This window comes from Brenneria corticis, from assembly GCF_003115855.1.
In the GTDB taxonomy this organism is placed as follows: domain Bacteria; phylum Pseudomonadota; class Gammaproteobacteria; order Enterobacterales; family Enterobacteriaceae; genus Brenneria; species Brenneria corticis.
The window spans coordinates 67780-82687 of record NZ_KZ819088.1; the positions used below are offsets into that span (position 1 = coordinate 67780).

General features: G+C 54.0%; 14 protein-coding genes, 1 pseudogene and 1 riboswitch. Of the genes and pseudogenes, 4 read left to right on the plus strand and 11 right to left on the minus strand.

All coding sequences use genetic code 11. The annotated features are described in order from the left end of the window. Positions 1-315 precede the first annotated feature (315 nt). From DDT56_RS18140 to DDT56_RS18155, 4 genes are read right to left on the minus strand one after another with little or no spacing between them, the layout of a single operon-like run. The gene (locus DDT56_RS18140; RefSeq protein WP_136167824.1) at positions 316-1170 is read right to left on the minus strand and encodes a metal ABC transporter permease; all 855 of its coding nucleotides are present in this window, start codon (positions 1168-1170) and stop codon (positions 316-318) included. Further along, positions 1167-2030, minus strand: a complete 864-nt coding sequence (locus DDT56_RS18145) for a metal ABC transporter permease (RefSeq protein WP_136167825.1) — start codon at positions 2028-2030, stop codon at positions 1167-1169. Before DDT56_RS18145 ends, DDT56_RS18140 begins: the two co-directional genes overlap by 4 nt. Continuing rightward, positions 2027-2926, minus strand: a complete 900-nt coding sequence (locus tag DDT56_RS18150; protein WP_136167826.1) for a manganese/iron ABC transporter ATP-binding protein — start codon at positions 2924-2926, stop codon at positions 2027-2029. Before DDT56_RS18150 ends, DDT56_RS18145 begins: the two co-directional genes overlap by 4 nt. Then, entirely contained in the window at positions 2923-3837 is a 915-nt protein-coding gene (locus DDT56_RS18155; protein ID WP_136167827.1) for a metal ABC transporter substrate-binding protein, read from the minus strand. The genes DDT56_RS18150 and DDT56_RS18155 overlap by 4 nt, the downstream gene beginning before the upstream one ends. Before the next feature lie 865 nt (positions 3838-4702). On the opposite strand from DDT56_RS18155, the pseudogene DDT56_RS18160 reads away from it, so the two are divergent. From DDT56_RS18160 to rlmA, 3 genes and pseudogenes are all read left to right on the plus strand, one after another. Then, a pseudogene (locus tag DDT56_RS18160) lies at positions 4703-4818 on the plus strand (DUF2627 domain-containing protein). 39 nt (positions 4819-4857) lie between these two features. Then, positions 4858-5067, plus strand: a complete 210-nt coding sequence (gene cspE / locus DDT56_RS18165) for a transcription antiterminator/RNA stability regulator CspE (protein WP_002221949.1) — start codon at positions 4858-4860, stop codon at positions 5065-5067. 91 nt (positions 5068-5158) lie between these two features. After that, a complete protein-coding gene (rlmA, locus tag DDT56_RS18170; RefSeq protein WP_136167828.1) occupies positions 5159-5995 on the plus strand; it encodes a 23S rRNA (guanine(745)-N(1))-methyltransferase in 837 nt (278 codons plus the stop codon). 45 nt (positions 5996-6040) lie between these two features. On the opposite strand, the gene mntP is transcribed toward rlmA, so the two are convergent. The 5 genes from mntP to manX form a co-directional block, all read right to left on the minus strand. Beyond that, positions 6041-6616 carry a manganese efflux pump MntP gene (mntP, locus tag DDT56_RS18175; RefSeq protein ID WP_136167829.1) on the minus strand — a complete coding sequence of 192 codons (576 nt, stop codon included), beginning with the start codon at positions 6614-6616 and terminating at the stop codon, positions 6041-6043. A 7-nt stretch (positions 6617-6623) separates the two neighbouring features. Further along, positions 6624-6808, minus strand: a riboswitch (yybP-ykoY riboswitch). A gap of 197 nt (positions 6809-7005) precedes the next feature. Continuing rightward, positions 7006-7464: a DUF986 family protein gene (locus tag DDT56_RS18180; protein WP_136167830.1), complete on the minus strand. Its 459-nt coding sequence runs from the start codon at positions 7462-7464 to the stop codon at positions 7006-7008. Positions 7465-7554: 90 nt separating this feature from the next. After that, positions 7555-8400 (minus strand): PTS mannose transporter subunit IID, encoded by an 846-nt coding sequence (locus DDT56_RS18185; protein ID WP_136167831.1) that lies wholly within the window; start codon positions 8398-8400, stop codon positions 7555-7557. Between the two features lie 14 nt (positions 8401-8414). Next, on the minus strand, positions 8415-9212 hold the full coding sequence (locus tag DDT56_RS18190) for a PTS mannose/fructose/sorbose transporter subunit IIC (protein WP_136167832.1): 798 nt from the start codon (positions 9210-9212) through the stop codon (positions 8415-8417). Between the two features lie 69 nt (positions 9213-9281). Continuing rightward, entirely contained in the window at positions 9282-10250 is a 969-nt protein-coding gene (gene manX / locus DDT56_RS18195; protein ID WP_136167833.1) for a PTS mannose transporter subunit IIAB, read from the minus strand. Positions 10251-10858: 608 nt separating this feature from the next. Between manX and DDT56_RS18200 the strand changes: the two genes are divergently transcribed. After that, positions 10859-12409 carry a TerC family protein gene (locus DDT56_RS18200; RefSeq protein ID WP_136167834.1) on the plus strand — a complete coding sequence of 517 codons (1551 nt, stop codon included), beginning with the start codon at positions 10859-10861 and terminating at the stop codon, positions 12407-12409. Positions 12410-12761: 352 nt separating this feature from the next. Here the strand turns inward: DDT56_RS18200 and DDT56_RS18210 are convergent, their stop codons facing one another. Both DDT56_RS18210 and DDT56_RS18215 read right to left on the minus strand, forming a co-directional pair. Then, positions 12762-14126: an L-serine ammonia-lyase gene (locus DDT56_RS18210; RefSeq protein WP_136167835.1), complete on the minus strand. Its 1365-nt coding sequence runs from the start codon at positions 14124-14126 to the stop codon at positions 12762-12764. A 164-nt stretch (positions 14127-14290) separates the two neighbouring features. Next, on the minus strand, positions 14291-14881 hold the full coding sequence (locus DDT56_RS18215) for a CoA pyrophosphatase (protein WP_136167859.1): 591 nt from the start codon (positions 14879-14881) through the stop codon (positions 14291-14293). Positions 14882-14908 lie beyond the last annotated feature (27 nt).

The window sequence follows — 14908 nt, forward strand, 5'->3', positions numbered from 1 at the left end:
CGCCCCTACGGGACCGCTGTGAACAGCGTTCAAATCTGCTCCAGGCAGATTTGTCGCTCACCCCAGTCACTTACTTGAGTAAGCTCCTGGGGATTCGTTCAGTTGCCGCCTTCCTGCAACTCGAAATCTATTGGGTGTATACCATTACGGTAATTGATTGAACTATATAAAAACTGAATCTGTCGCACAGTGATGATGATTGATGAATGCCGCGAAAAGGCATCAGGAGGAAAGTATAGCCGTTGTGGCAGATAAAACCGTTGTGGCGGGGGATTAACCGGCGGAAAAACGCCGCCGGTTAAGCGTGCCGCCGCGCTAAGCGGTTTCCGTCGGCGCGGCGGGGTGACGATGAATTTTCAGCTGGTGGAAACCCAATGCGACGGTGAAGAACAGGGCCTGGATAATGACGATACAGGGACCGGTGGCGCCGTCGATATAAAAGCTGATCATCGTGCCGGCCATACAGGAGACGACGGAAACCAGCGTCGCCACGATCAGCATGCGGTCGAAGCTCTTGCATACCATAAAGGCGATGATGCCCGGCGCGATGAGCATGGCGATAACCAGAATGACCCCCACCGCCTGTAATGACGCGACGATCGTTAACGCCAGCAGGCAGAGCAGCCCGTAATGCAGCAGTTTGACCGGCAGACCGATCACGCGTGCGTGGTTGGGATCAAAACAGTAGAGCATGAAATCCCGGCGTTTCAGCAGAATGACCGTCAGCGTGACGCCGGCGATCAACAGAATCTGGGTCAGTTCCTGCGTCGTAATGCCCAGCACGTTGCCGAACAGAATATGGTTCAGGTGTTGATCGGTATCGATACGGGCAAACAGCACTAATCCCAGCGCAAACATGCCGGAAAAAATGATCCCCATCACCGTATCTTCCTTGACCCGGCTATGCTCTTTGACATACCCGGTGGCGACGGCGCAGAAAATGCCGGAAACAAAGGCGCCGATAACCAGCGGGATGGCCAGCAGAAAGGCCACCACGATACCGGGCAGGACGGCGTGAGAAATCGCATCGCCCATCAGCGACCAACCCTTCAGCACCAGGTAGCACGACAGTACCGCGCAGACGATGCCCGTCACCACGGCGGCGATAAGCGCGCGTTGCATAAACGGGTAGGATAGCGGCTCGGTTATCCAGCTCAGTATCAGGCTCATAGCGCATCCCCCGTTTGGTCGCTCTGGCGCAGGCGGCGCGACGCCAGTAAACCATGCTTGGGCGCGAATACAAACGCCAGCAGGAATACCAGCGTCTGCAGCGTAACGATTACCCCACCGGTGGCGCCGTCAAGGAAAAAGCTCAGATAGGCGCCGACGGCGCTGGTCGTCGCGCCAAGGGCGATGGAAATCAGCACCAGACGGCCGAATCGGTCGGTGAGCAGATAAGCGGTCGCGCCGGGGGTAATCACCATGGCGATTACCAAAATGGCGCCGACGGTTTGCAATGCCGCAACGGTGCAGGCGCTGAGCAGGGTAAAGAACAGAATTTTCAGCTTCAGCGGAGAAAGGCCGATGGAGCGGGCATGGTTTTCATCAAAGAACACCGCCAGCAGGTCTTTCCATAACAGGCAAAGAATCACCAGGGTCACGCCGATAATGATCTCGACCTGAAGGACGTCTTCATCGGCGATACCCAGAATATTGCCGAAGATAATGGACTGAACGTTAACCGAGGTGGGGTTGAGCGAAATAATCAGCAGACCGACGGCGAAAAAAGTGGAAAAGATAAAACCGATAATCGCGTCTTCGCGTAAGCGGGTAATGTGGCGGATTAGGGTCATCGCCAGCGCCGCCAGCATACCGGTAAAAAAAGCGCCGCCGGCATACGGCAGGCCCAACGCATAGGCGCCGGCAACCCCGGGCACAACCGAGTGCGACAACGCATCGCCCATTAACGACCATCCCTTGAGCATCAGATAGGCCGAGAGGAAGGCGCAGACGCCGCCCACGATGGCGCTGACCCAGATGGCTTTCATCATATAGTTATAGCTGAACGGCTGTAGCAGAAGCTCGATCATCGCTGTTCTTTCTCCCCTGGGACGGCGCGCAGAGCGGGAGGGTCGTTCTTGGTTGAGCCATAGAACACCGCCGGGCGCTCGTCATCGGTCAACACGGTAACCATGCGCTCGTCGTCGTCGTCATGCAGGTTCGGCCCGCCAAGATTGATATGGCGCAACACGCCGCCAAAGGTTTTTTCCAGATTGCTCTGGGTAAAGGTGCTGTGCGTCGGGCCCGCCGCCAGCACGGTGCGATTCACCAAAATAACGTTATCGCAGAATTCGGGCACGCTGCCGAGGTTGTGCGTCGCCACCAGGATCAGATGCCCCTCGTCGCGCAAGGTGCGCAGCAGATCGATAATCGCGTTTTCCGTTTTTACATCGACGCCGGTAAAAGGTTCATCCAACAGCAGCACGCTGCCCTGTTGGGCCAGCGCGCGGGCGAGAAAAACCCGTTTTTTCTGTCCGCCGGATAATTCGCCGATCTGACGCTGGTATAAAGCCGTAAGGCCGACGCGCTCCAATGATTCGGCAACGATGTCGCGATCCAGCTGCGAGGGAATGCGCAGAAAATTCATTTTTCCGTAGCGTCCCATCATCACCACATCGGAGACCAGCACCGGAAAGTTCCAGTCGACATCTTCGGTCTGCGGCACGTAGGCGACCAGATTCTGTTTCAGCGCCTGGACAATGGGCTTTTTGTTGAGCAATACCTGCCCGGTTGTGGGCCTTACCAGGCCCATAATGCTTTTGAATAGCGTTGATTTTCCGCTGCCGTTGACGCCCACCAGCGCGCAGATGGTGCCGCCGTTCAATGCGAAAGAGGCATGGCGGATCGCCTGGTGGCCGTTACTGTAGGTCACGGAGACGTCATTAATCTCCAGCGACTGCGTTGCTGTATCTGTATCACTGCTCATTGATCAAATCCTTTGGCGATGGTCTCTACAGTGACTTTTAACAAATCAATGTAGGTGGGCACCGGGCCGTTTTCGCTTGACAGCGAGTCGACATAGAGTACGCCGCCGTATTTGGCACCGGTCTCTTTACTGACCTGTTTTGCCGGTTTGTCCGAGATGGTGCTTTCGCTGAATACCACCGGGATTTTTTCCTTGCGGACGGTATCAATCACCCGGCGCACCTGTTGAGGAGAGCCTTGTTCATCAGCATTAATCGGCCATAAATAGACCTCTTTGAATTGATAGTCTTGCGCCAGATAGCTGAATGCGCCTTCGCTGGTCACCAGCCAGCGTTGCTGCTCCGGGATACGGGATAAGCGTTCACGCAATGGCGAGTCGATGGCCTTGATTTTTTCCGCATAGGCTTTGGCATTGCGGTTATAGGTTTCCGCATTCGCCGGGTCGTACTTCACCAATCCGGCCCTGATATTTTCAATATAGACCAATGCGTTGGAAGGCGACATCCACGCATGCGGATTGGGGTTGCCGTTATAGGCGCCTTCACGGATCGACAGCGGCGTAATTCCTTCCGTCACCACCACCGCCGGAACGTCTTTGACGTTGTCAAAAAAACGCTCAAACCAGCGTTCCAGATTCATGCCGTTCCACAGTATCAGTTGGGCCGACTGCGCTTTAACGATATCGAGCGGCGTGGGCTGGTAATCATGAATCTCCGCGCCCGGCTTGGTAATCGACTCTACCGTCGCGGCGTCGCCGGCGATATTCTGCGCAATATCCTGGATGATGGTAAAGGTGGTGACCACCCTAAGCTTTTCCGCGGCGTTGGCGCTGGCGACGGACACAAAGAGGAGGGCGCCGGGCAACGCCATACGACGCAAAAAAGAGGGCAGGCGAGTCAAAAAACCGGTCATGGGTTTATCCTTACTGGTTATGGATGATTAAATTGAGAATAATTATCAATATCATTTAAGTCAAGAGGCAGATGGGCAGTAATAGCGTGTCGGAAGACTCGGCGGGTAACTAACTGTGCGCACATGAGCGAAAGACTCATCATGCTCCTTCGATAACAAAAGTCATGATCTAATTTAATAAATTGCACGTAATCTTGCAACGTAAGTCTAACGGCAACGCTGAGATATCCGTACTATGCTATGGGGGATTTTCCGAGATTAGCAGACAAGCCGATCGGCGGACTAATAAAATGTCGGTATCTGCCGATAAAGCATAAGTATAGGCTTTTAGTATAAGTTTTGTTTCTGGAAGGAATGTGTGGGTATGAGCAGCAAATCAGAAAGGCGTTGGAAGCTGGCTAGTATTATTTTGCTTATTTTTTTGATTGTTTTACTTGTTGTTATGTTGAGTATTGATTAATTCAAAAAAAAGTAACGTTGCGTATGCTTTGATTTATAAGTCAACCATCCAAAGGGCAAAAACGGGAATCGATAGTGGGTATTTATCTAAGACCTGTCAATCCGCCACTTTTGCCCTTTTTCCATACTTCTCCCGTCTTGCTTTCAGCGCGCCGACGACGATTTTTTTATGCCTGCCGCTGGCCCTGAGCGCTGCGCATACGCCACGGCGCGCGCCTCCCGGACATAGATGAATATTATGGGTAAAAGCGGTATTTAGTCTTATCAATATAGCGAGTTAGCGTTATTTGTAAGTCGTCGAAGACGTTAATCTGTGCGCCATGTCCATGACTGATAAAAAAGGGCTTGCCAACGGTTGCGGAGTGTGCAATAACGCACTTGGGTAAAACGAGGTACAGTTCTGTATATGAATGGCATTTTCAGTAAAGAAGATTTGAGTACAAGCGTTAGCGTGAATACCACTTCTCTGCCGATCCTTATCTTAGTGCCTCAAGCAGTAACGACTTTGGTTTGTCTGTATAACGCCTCTGGCGGTTTAAACAATTAAAGGAAATATCTGAAATGGCAAAGATTAAAGGTCAGGTCAAGTGGTTCAACGAGTCTAAAGGCTTTGGTTTCATCACTCCGGCTGACGGTAGCAAAGATGTATTCGTACATTTCTCTGCAATTCAAGGCAACGGCTTCAAAACTCTGGCTGAAGGTCAGAACGTAGAATTCGAAATTCAAGACGGTCAGAAAGGTCCGTCTGCAGTCAACGTCACTGCGATTTAACTACAGTTCACGTTGTAAAACCCGCCACGGTGCGGGTTTTTTGTTGTCTGATTTTTATCAATATAAAGCTTTTTAGCAGGGAAACGTGCTGATGTCTTATCAATGCCCGCTATGTCGGCAACCGTTACGCCGCATAGCGCAGCAATGGTCCTGTGGCCGCCACAGTTTCGACTGTGCGAAAGAAGACTATGTGAACTTACTGCCGGTGCAGTTTAAGCGTTCAAAACAACCGGGCGACAGCGCGGAAATGATGCAGGCCCGTCGCCGCTTTCTGGATGCGGGACATTACCAGCCGTTGCGTGAATATGTTACACGGCGCATTAATGAGATTTTACCGCCCGAAGCGGCCGCCGTGTTGGATATCGGCTGTGGCGAAGGCTACTATACCGCCGCCTTGGCCGCCCGGGTTAAATCATGCCGGGCAACAACCGTTTATGGGCTGGATGTCTCGAAAGCGGCGATACAGCGTGCGGCAAAACGTTATCCTGAGGTCGATTATTGCGTCGCTTCAAGCCAGCGGCTGCCGTTTGACGACCGCTCACTGGATGCCATCCTGAAAATTTATGCGCCATGCAATGACGCCGAATTACAGCGTACGGTAAAAGCGGGCGGTTGGGTCATTACCGTATCGCCGGGGCCGCGCCATCTTTATCAGTTGAAAGCGCAAGTCTATGACCAGGTACGGTTACACCCCGGCCGGGACGAAACGCTGGCCGGTTTCCGCTTGATTGAACGGCAAACGCTGGCATATCCGATGCAATTGACCGGGCTGGAGGGCGCCGAGCTGCTACAGATGACGCCGTTCGCCTGGCGAGCCACTCCGGAGGTCGGTAAAAAACTGCGGGAAGCGGCGCAATTTAGCTGCGAGACCGACTTTATTATCCGCCTGCACCAACGTATCGACGACGGCGACGCGGCCGCCGGATAAGGTAAAACGAGCAGGGCGGAAATCCGGCATCACTGGCCCTCTCTTTCACGCCGCCGCATGGCCAAGATGTTCATAGAGAATATTGCAGCCGATGGCGATAAGTACGATACCGCCGACAATCTCCGCTTTTTTTCCGAGGATCGGCCCGATATAGCGACCAATCAGCATGCCTAGCGTCACCATGATCATGGTGGCGCAGCCAATGACCATGGCCGTGTGGAAGATATTGACCTGTAAAAATGCCAGACCCACGCCAAGGGTCATGGCATCAAGGCTGGTGGCGATGGCCGTACAGACCAGCAGCGCCAGACTGTGTTTTTTAATTTTATCGCAGTGGCAGAGCCTGGCGTTTTTGCCGCCTTCCATAATCATGCGCCCGCCCAGGATCACCAGCAGACCAAAGGCGACCCAGTGATCCCATTCAATAATAAACCGGCTGGCAAAAAAGCCCAGGGACCAGCCAATCAACGGCGTGGTGGCTTCCACAATACCAAAAATAAGGCCGGTGCGGATGGCGTCCCGGAATCGGGGTTTGTGCAGTACGGCGCCTTTGCCGATAGACGCCGCAAAAGCGTCCATCGACATGCCAAAAGCAAGGATGAGCGTTGCTGATAGGTTCATGGTAAATAGCCTCGGCTGGGTGGTTCTCCATATCCACGGCGCTCATCCCCAACCAGATGATGGTCGCCGTGTCTATGGTCTCGCCTGCCTACTGGCCGCCCGCACCACGTTTTAATAGATAAAACGAGTATGTTGATACGAGCATTTCTGATCATGACGTTCAGAAACCGGCTACTCCCCAATGACGGCGCAACCTTAACATATTATTTATGGATCAAACAACAATAAAAATAATAGGTGTTAATAATGCAATTGATAATTATTTTCATTTAAAAATAGCGTGATCGTCATCGCATAAAATAACGTCAGCGTTAATGGGGATAAAATGCCACAAATAAGTTAATGATATGTTTTATAATATTTTTAATTTATAATTAAATATTTTTATGTTATTGATTTTCAACCATAAAATTATATATCTTTTCCAGATCGTCAAGCTGAGTCACCTGTATTAATAACCGGCGCCGCTCCAGATCGATGACCAAAATGCCGTCCTCGGATAAATTCATATTTTTAATACGGTTATAAGAAATAAAGATATTGGCATAAAAGAATCCCGTCTGTTTAAACAGCAACTTGGGATGGCGAATATAGGCGAGATAGATCGCCATAAATGCCAGAAAAAGCAAAAGAGAAGTGGTAATTACCGCACCGTTATTCATGACGTTTTGATAAATAAGGATTACCACCAGGCCGATAAAAATAAGCGCGTCCAGCCGATTTGCCCGTTTTAGCGCCACGCGCAGTCGGGTTTGCCCATGCAATCTATCCATGATGAATTCGTCATAGATGGCATAAATCAGCGCCAGCGCGATCAAAATAACCAGGGCGATATCCGTAACCGTCATGGGTAACTCCAAGGGTGAATGTTTGGGGATGTGATGTGCTAAACGAACGCGTACGCCCGCCGGAGGGGTCACCTCCGGCGGGGTAACATACTACAGACCGAGCAGGCCGATCCAATAACCGAAGATGCCGATGGCGAAGAATCCCATAATAAGCCACAGGGCGTTAACCTTGCGCCTCAGCAGCCACATACAGCCGAAGGTGAGCAGCAGGGGAATCAGTCCCGGCATAAGCTGGTCGAGAATCGACTGGACGGTGGTGACGGTGGTTTCGCCCTCCTGATTGGTTACTCTGGAAACCACCATGGGCACGTTGACGTGGGTCCATTTGTTGACCAGCGCCCCCATGACGAACAGACCGAGAATAGACGCCCCCTCTGTCATCTTTTGCAGGAAGCCGCCGCCCATATCGCTAACGATATCGACCCCTTTACGATAGCCATAGGCCACGCCGTAGTAGCGCACCAGCAGGCGCACCAGGTTGAACAGAACGAAAAAGAGCACCGGCCCCAGCAGGCTGCCGCTCATGGCAATCCCGGCGCCCAGCGCGGCGAAAACGGGACGCGCCGTGCCCCAGAAGATGGGGTCGCCGACGCCCGCCAGCGGACCCATCAACCCCACTTTCAGGCCGTTTATCGCCCCGTCGTCAATCGGCGCGCCGTTGGCGCGTTGCTCTTCCATCGCCATCGTCACCCCCAGAATCGGGGCGGCGACAAACGGCTGAGTATTGAAAAACTCCAGATGGCGCTTAATCGCCTGTTTACGTTCTTCCGAGTTTTCAGGGTAGAGGCGGCGGATCGCCGGCACCATGGAATAGCAGAAGCCGAGCGCCTGCATACGTTCAAAGTTCCATGACCCCTGGAAAAGGTTGGAGCGAATAAACACCGCGCGAATATCGCTGGCGGTGAGTTTCTTGACGTCAGTAGTTGTATCAACCATTTCTCTCACTCCTATTAATCCAGTTCGTTATCGAGATCGTTATTACCCGCGGCCACCGCTTGACCCGGCGTCTTGTTGTATTTCGGGCTGAGCTGGATGTACAGCACGGCCATAACAATACCGATGACCCCCAGCGCCACCAGGTTGAAATCGGTAAAGGCGGCGGTAACGAAACCAAGATAGAAGAAAGGCATCAGGTAGCCCGCGCGCATCATGTTGATGACCATCGCGTAACCCACGACGACAATCATGCCCCCGGCGATATTCAGGCCGTTGGTGACCACGTCGGGAATCGAGTTCAACATGGCGTGAACGGCATCGGTGCCGACGGAGATCGCCACGATAACGGCGGGAATGGCGATACGCATCGCCTGAAGAAACAGCGCGGATACGTGAAGCCAGCTGATCGCGCTTAAGCTGCCGCGTTCCGCCGCGCTATCGGCGGCATGCTGGAACGCCACGGTAATGGTGCGCACGATAATCGTCAGCACCTGCCCGGCCGCGGCCAGCGGGATCGCCAGCGCAATCCCCGCGCCTACGCTTTGTCCGCCGGCGATGACCAGAATCGTCGAGATAATGGAAGCCAGAGCCGCATCGGGCGCCACCGCCGCGCCGATGTTCATCCATCCGAGCGCGATCATTTCCAGCGTACCGCCGATAATGATCCCGGTTTGCAAATCGCCTAATACGGCGCCGATAAGCGTACAGGCGACGAGAGGGCGGTGGAATTGAAACTCGTCAAGAATCGACCCCATCCCCGAAACACAAGAAACGAGAAATATCAGCACAATTTGAAGGGTGGTAATCTCCATTGTACTTCTCCTATAGAAAACGTTATCCGAGTAAAATAAATCGTTACACAGCGAAATTTATTGAATGTGCTAACGAGCCATCTTATTGATTAGGTCCATCATTTTGATTTTGGAATCACTGGAAACTTTTCTGACTTCCAATTCAATTCCGCGTTTATCCAGTTCCTTGAACGCCGCAATATCTTTTTCATCAATGGAGACCGCATTATTGACCTGCGTTTTCCCTTGACGGAACGCCATGCCCCCAATGTTGACGGAGGGTATGTTGACGCCATTTTCAACCAGGGTGAGTACGTCGGTCGGGTTGGTAAATAACAGCATCACGCGATCGCCGGCATATTTCGGGTTGTCATAAACGCGGATGGCCTTCGCCACGTCCACCACATGAGCGCTAACCCCCGGAGGAGCGACCTGCGTCAGCAGCGTTTTACGCACGTTGTCGGCGGCGACTTCGTTGCTGACGACGATAATGCGGTTGACGTTGGTCTCTTTTGTCCAGCGCGTCGCCACCTGACCGTGAATTAAACGGTCGTCAATACGCGCCAACCCTATTTTCATATGGCCGCCGGTTCCGCTAACCGGCGCGGGAGCTTTGGGTGCGGATGAAACAGGAGCGGGGGAGACCGCCGCTTTCTGTTGCTCCCGGGTTTTCAGGGCTTTTACCCCGTCCCTTCCCGCCTCAAGCGCGGTTGCCACCAAATCGGCGTATGCCGGGTTGTCATCGCGGGCCATAAACGTTTCCACCAGCATGGGAATGTTTACCCCGGTGATAACTTCATGATTCTCCTTGTCGGTAACCACACGGCTGGCGGCATTAAACGGACTGCCTCCCCAGGTATCAACCAAAAACAATACGCCGGACGAAGTATCCAACTGAGATAACTTCTCCTGATATTTTTCTATCAGCGTTTCAGCGTTTTCACCGGGGATGAAATCGATCGTGGCGACGTTATCCTGATCGCCAAGAATCATTTCAGCCGTCTTTAACAGCGGCCCCGCGGTGGCTCCGTGAGTGCATAGTATTATTGCAATACTCACTTACTACCTCCTCACTATTCACGATCAAATCGAGTGTGTAATGTGTCGGGATATAGGGTTAACGTGCGCCTGCCGAACGTTAATCGTTGCCATATCAGTATGGTCGTCAGAGGCTGACTTGGTTATCCAATAGGTAAAAATTTTTACAATTAATCCACTACATTCAACGAGCCGGTTCAAATCCGTAAAACCTGAAACAGCCGTTTGACGGATTTATTTTACCCACCGAAAAAATAAATAGTGTGACGTTGGTCCGCCTTTGATTGGCGTAAGCTGTGAGCTGTTAAGAAAAGTGTGCGTTAAATAACAGAAATGTTACATGCATTTCCCGCATGGCGCGGCGTAAGAAAGTCTTTGTGAAAAACCGGAGCAACCTGTTAGAGTTATATTCTGTTAAATTATTTAGGAGCATCGGGCATTCGCCCTTCCCATGGACTGTCACCGACAAAACGTTCTCTGTGTACCTGCTAACGCTGGTGGTTTTCTGTACTCGGTTGGTCATTCCGGCCACCTTCAGAGTCATTCTGATTCATACCCACTCTTTTTATTATCCTTCAATGCCAACGCGGCATTGATGTCGTCTGCTAGTTCATTTTTCGGAGTCTGACATGGAATTTTTGCTGGATCCCTCAATCTGGGCAGGCTTATTGACGCTGGTGGTACTTGAAATTGTTCTGGGTATCGACAACCTGGTATTTATCGCCATTCTGGCGGATAAATTGCCCCCCAAGCAGCGAGATAAAGCCCGCATTATCGGTTTATCGCTGGCCTTGCTGATGCGTTTGGGGCTGTTGTCGCTGATTTCCTGGATGGTCACGCTGACCCGCCCGCTGTTTCACGTCGGCGATTTCAGTTTCTCCGGACGCGATCTTATTCTGCTGGCCGGGGGGCTGTTCTTGCTGTTCAAAGCCACCATGGAACTGCATGAACGGCTGGAGAATAAATCGCATGATGAGCATGGCGCCCGCGCGCACGCCAGCTTTTGGGTCGTGGTCGCCCAGATAGTCGTTCTGGATGCGGTATTTTCGCTGGATGCGGTGATAACCGCGGTGGGTATGGTTAACCACCTGGGCGTTATGATGACCGCGGTGATTATCGCCATGGGGGTGATGCTGCTGGCATCCAAGCCGCTGACCAATTTTGTCAACGCCCACCCGACGGTGGTGGTGCTGTGCCTCAGCTTCCTGCTGATGATTGGTTTAAGTCTGGTTGCGGAAGGTTTCGGCTTCCATATTCCCAAAGGCTATCTGTATGCGGCGATTGGCTTCTCGATCCTGATCGAGTTTTTCAACCAGATTGCCCGACATAACTTTATGAAGCATCAGTCACGGCGCCCGCTGCGCGAGCGCACCGCCGAGGCGATTTTACGGCTGATGGGGGCCAGAAAAGCCGCCGCCGACGAGGACGATCAACCGCGGAAGGTCACCGCTGAAACCTTTGCCGAAGAAGAGCGCTATATGATCAGCGGGGTGCTGACGCTGGCGTCGCGTTCCTTACGCAGCGTGATGACGCCGCGAACGGAAATTTCCTGGGTAGACAGCGAGCGCTCCGTGGAGGAGATCCGTTTGCAGTTGCTGGATACACCCCACAGCCTGTTCCCGGTATGCCGCGGTTCGCTGGACGAGCTAATCGGCGTGGTGCGGGCCAAAGATCTGCTGGTGGCGCTGGAAGAGCATGCCGATGTGGAAAGTTTCGCGGCGGCCAATCAGCCGATTGTGGTGCCGGAAACGCTGGACGTGATCAACTTGCTGCCGGTGCTGCGCCGGGCCAAAGGCAGTCTGGTGATGGTAAGCAACGAGTTTGGCGTGGTGCAGGGGCTGGTTACGCCGCTGGATGTGCTGGAAGCGATTGCCGGCGAATTCCCGGACGAAGACGAAACGCTGGATATTGTGGCCGACGGCGACGGCTGGCTGGTTAAAGGCGGCACGGATTTGCACTCTTTGCAGCAGGTGGTCGAGAGCAGCGATCTGGTCAGTCCGAAAGAGGATTATGCCTCGCTGGCGGGCATGCTGCTGGCATACAGCGATGAGTTTCCCAACGTGGGCGATGTGATTGAGCTACACCAGCTGCGCTTCCAAATCATGGAGGTGTCGGAATACCGTATCGAACTGGTGCGGGTCGAAAAAATCACCGAACCGAGGGAAGAGGACGACGAGTAACGTTGGCAAACGCATAGCGGCGATCTCCCGCCGGAGGCGCATCGCCGGTGCGGATATTGCTACGGCTTGCCCATAATTGGGCAAGCCGTCAGACCATTGACAAAGTAGGCATCTGTAATACCGACCCCAAATACGTCATTCCTGCAGATCCCCGCTTTCGCGAGGAGGACGATGAAGGTTTTGTCAGTAACCTCGCCGTTTTACCTTATGCCGGGTTACGCTGTTTTAGGTGAAATAGCGTTTTGCGACCGCGACCAGTGCGCCATCTCTTCAGCAATAAACCATGTCACCAGATCGCGGTACATCTTTTCTACCCGCTCGGGTAAGCATCAACTTTTTTGCGAAAAGGGCGCTAGTCGCACTGTACCTTGATCGCCAGTCCGCCGCGCGAGGTTTCGCGGTATTTGGCGTTCATATCCTTGCCGGTTTCGTACATGGTTTCAATAACCTTGTCCAGGGATACGCGCGGTTCGCTGGTGCGGCGCATCGCCATCCGCGCGGCGTTGATGGCTTTTACCGCGGCGATGGCGTTGCGTTCGATGCACGGCACCTGAACCTGGCCGGCGACCGGATCGCAGGTCAGGCCAAGATTGTGCTCCATGCCGATTTCCGCCGCCACGCACACCTGCTCCGGGCTGGCGCCCATCAGTTCCGCCAGCCCGGCCGCCGCCATGGAACAGGCGACGCCGACTTCTCCCTGACAGCCCACTTCGGCGCCGGAGATGGAAGCGTTCATTTTATACAGTATGCCCACCGCGCCCGCGGCGAGAAAATAGCGGATATAGATGTCGGGGCCGGCCGGTTCGATAAAGTGGTCGTAATAGGCGAGAACCGCGGGCACAATGCCGCAGGCGCCGTTGGTCGGCGCGGTAACCACGCGCCCGCCGGCGGCGTTTTCCTCGTTGACCGCCAGGGCGAACATATTGATCCAATCCACGACGTTCATCGGGTCATTGGAGTGTTTGTCGGAGGCGACCAGCATGCGGCGCAGCGCCGAAGCGCGGCGGGGAACGCGCAGCGGACCGGGCAGTATGCCTTCGGTGTTCACGCCGCGGTCGATACAGGCGCGCATGGTCTGCCAGATATGCGAGAAGTAATCTTCGATATCCTGGCGGCTGTGCAATGCCAGTTCGTTGCGCATCACCATGGCGGACAGCGAAAGGCCGTTTTGCTTGCAGTGCGCCAGCATCTCTTGCGCCGAATTAAAGGCATAGGGCACGGAGACGTCGGTTAATACGCTTTTACCAAAGTTCTCTTCGTCAACGATAAACCCGCCGCCGATGGAGTAATAGGTCTTACGGAAAACGGCCTCGCTCCCGGTAAACGCGGTGATCGTCATACCATTTTCGTGCAACGACAGGTTTTCGCTGCGGAAAACCATGCCGCCTTCACGGGGGAAATCGACCTCATGCCGGCCGTCCGCCAGCAACAGGCGTTCCCGGCTTTCCACCTCGCGGATAAACTGCGGGATGGCGTCAATGTCGACGGTGTCCGGCATCTTGCCCGCCAGCCCCATAACGATGGCGATATCGGTATGGTGTCCTTTCCCGGTCAACGACAGCGAGCCGTAAACGTCAACGGCAATACGCGTCACCGAGTCCAGTAAGTCGCGGCTTATCAATTCATCGACAAATTGCTTACCGGCTTTCATCGGTCCTACCGTATGAGAGCTCGAGGGGCCAATGCCGATTTTAAACATGTCGAAAACGCTTATCACGCCCAAACTCCTTACCCGCGCCGTTGATAGCCGAAGAATAGAATAAAATTCTCAAATCGCGCCATTGTAGTGTGCGATATGTTGCGGAGCTCGCTTTTTCGCATGAAATAAACTTATACCAACGGGCAAGGGGGCTTATCTCAGCGGACAGCGGGACAAAGCCATCACGGCTCGCCGGCAACGTGCAGGGCGAGCCGGCGGATAATCGCCGCCGTCAATCCCCAGACGAATTGCTGCCGATACCAGGAGAGGTAAACGCGGTGAGGTCTGCGCTGCCGCTCGATATCAAGGGAATGGTAGCGGGTGAGCGCCAGCGCTTCCGCCAGCGGCATTTCAAAGAGCTCCGCCACCTCGTTTTCATGCGGATAAAAGCGGGTCTGCGGGGAGATAAGACCGACAACCGGCGTGACCTGAAAGCCGCTGATGCTGTCCAGCGACGGTAATACGCCCAATACCTGCACGTTCTGCGGCGGAATGGCCACTTCTTCCTGCGCTTCGCGCAGCGCCGTCTCCACCAGCGACCGGTCTTCAAGGTCGGCCGCGCCGCCGGGGAAAGCGACCTGCCCGGCGTGGCTTCTCAGGCCGGATGCCCGGCGGGTCAGCAGCAGCGTCGGGGTGGCGCGGCGCACAATCGGCACCAGTACGGCCGCCTGCCTCCGGTGGCGGGCCGGCGGCGCCGGCAGCAGCGTTTGCAGCTGAAAGCGGGTAATAAACTCGGCCAGATCGAAGCCGGCGGACGAGCGGGTTGCATTCATTGAATGGGTCACGGGTCTTTACCTGGG

Bases quoted from the DNA above. Each gene is read 5' to 3' on its own strand.
- DDT56_RS18150 (WP_136167826.1), bottom strand. From the start codon at position 2,926: ATGAGCAGTGATACAGATACAGCAACGCAGTCGCTGGAGATTAATGAC.
- DDT56_RS18145 (WP_136167825.1), bottom strand. From the start codon at position 2,030: ATGATCGAGCTTCTGCTACAGCCGTTCAGCTATAACTATATGATGAAA.
- DDT56_RS18155 (WP_136167827.1), bottom strand. From the start codon at position 3,837: ATGACCGGTTTTTTGACTCGCCTGCCCTCTTTTTTGCGTCGTATGGCG.
- DDT56_RS18180 (WP_136167830.1), bottom strand. From the start codon at position 7,464: ATGACGGTTACGGATATCGCCCTGGTTATTTTGATCGCGCTGGCGCTG.
- cspE (WP_002221949.1), top strand. From the start codon at position 4,858: ATGGCAAAGATTAAAGGTCAGGTCAAGTGGTTCAACGAGTCTAAAGGC.
- DDT56_RS18190 (WP_136167832.1), bottom strand. From the start codon at position 9,212: ATGGAGATTACCACCCTTCAAATTGTGCTGATATTTCTCGTTTCTTGT.
- rlmA (WP_136167828.1), top strand. From the start codon at position 5,159: ATGTCTTATCAATGCCCGCTATGTCGGCAACCGTTACGCCGCATAGCG.
- DDT56_RS18140 (WP_136167824.1), bottom strand. From the start codon at position 1,170: ATGAGCCTGATACTGAGCTGGATAACCGAGCCGCTATCCTACCCGTTT.
- DDT56_RS18200 (WP_136167834.1), top strand. From the start codon at position 10,859: ATGGAATTTTTGCTGGATCCCTCAATCTGGGCAGGCTTATTGACGCTG.
- DDT56_RS18185 (WP_136167831.1), bottom strand. From the start codon at position 8,400: ATGGTTGATACAACTACTGACGTCAAGAAACTCACCGCCAGCGATATT.
- DDT56_RS18215 (WP_136167859.1), bottom strand. From the start codon at position 14,881: ATGAATGCAACCCGCTCGTCCGCCGGCTTCGATCTGGCCGAGTTTATT.
- mntP (WP_136167829.1), bottom strand. From the start codon at position 6,616: ATGAACCTATCAGCAACGCTCATCCTTGCTTTTGGCATGTCGATGGAC.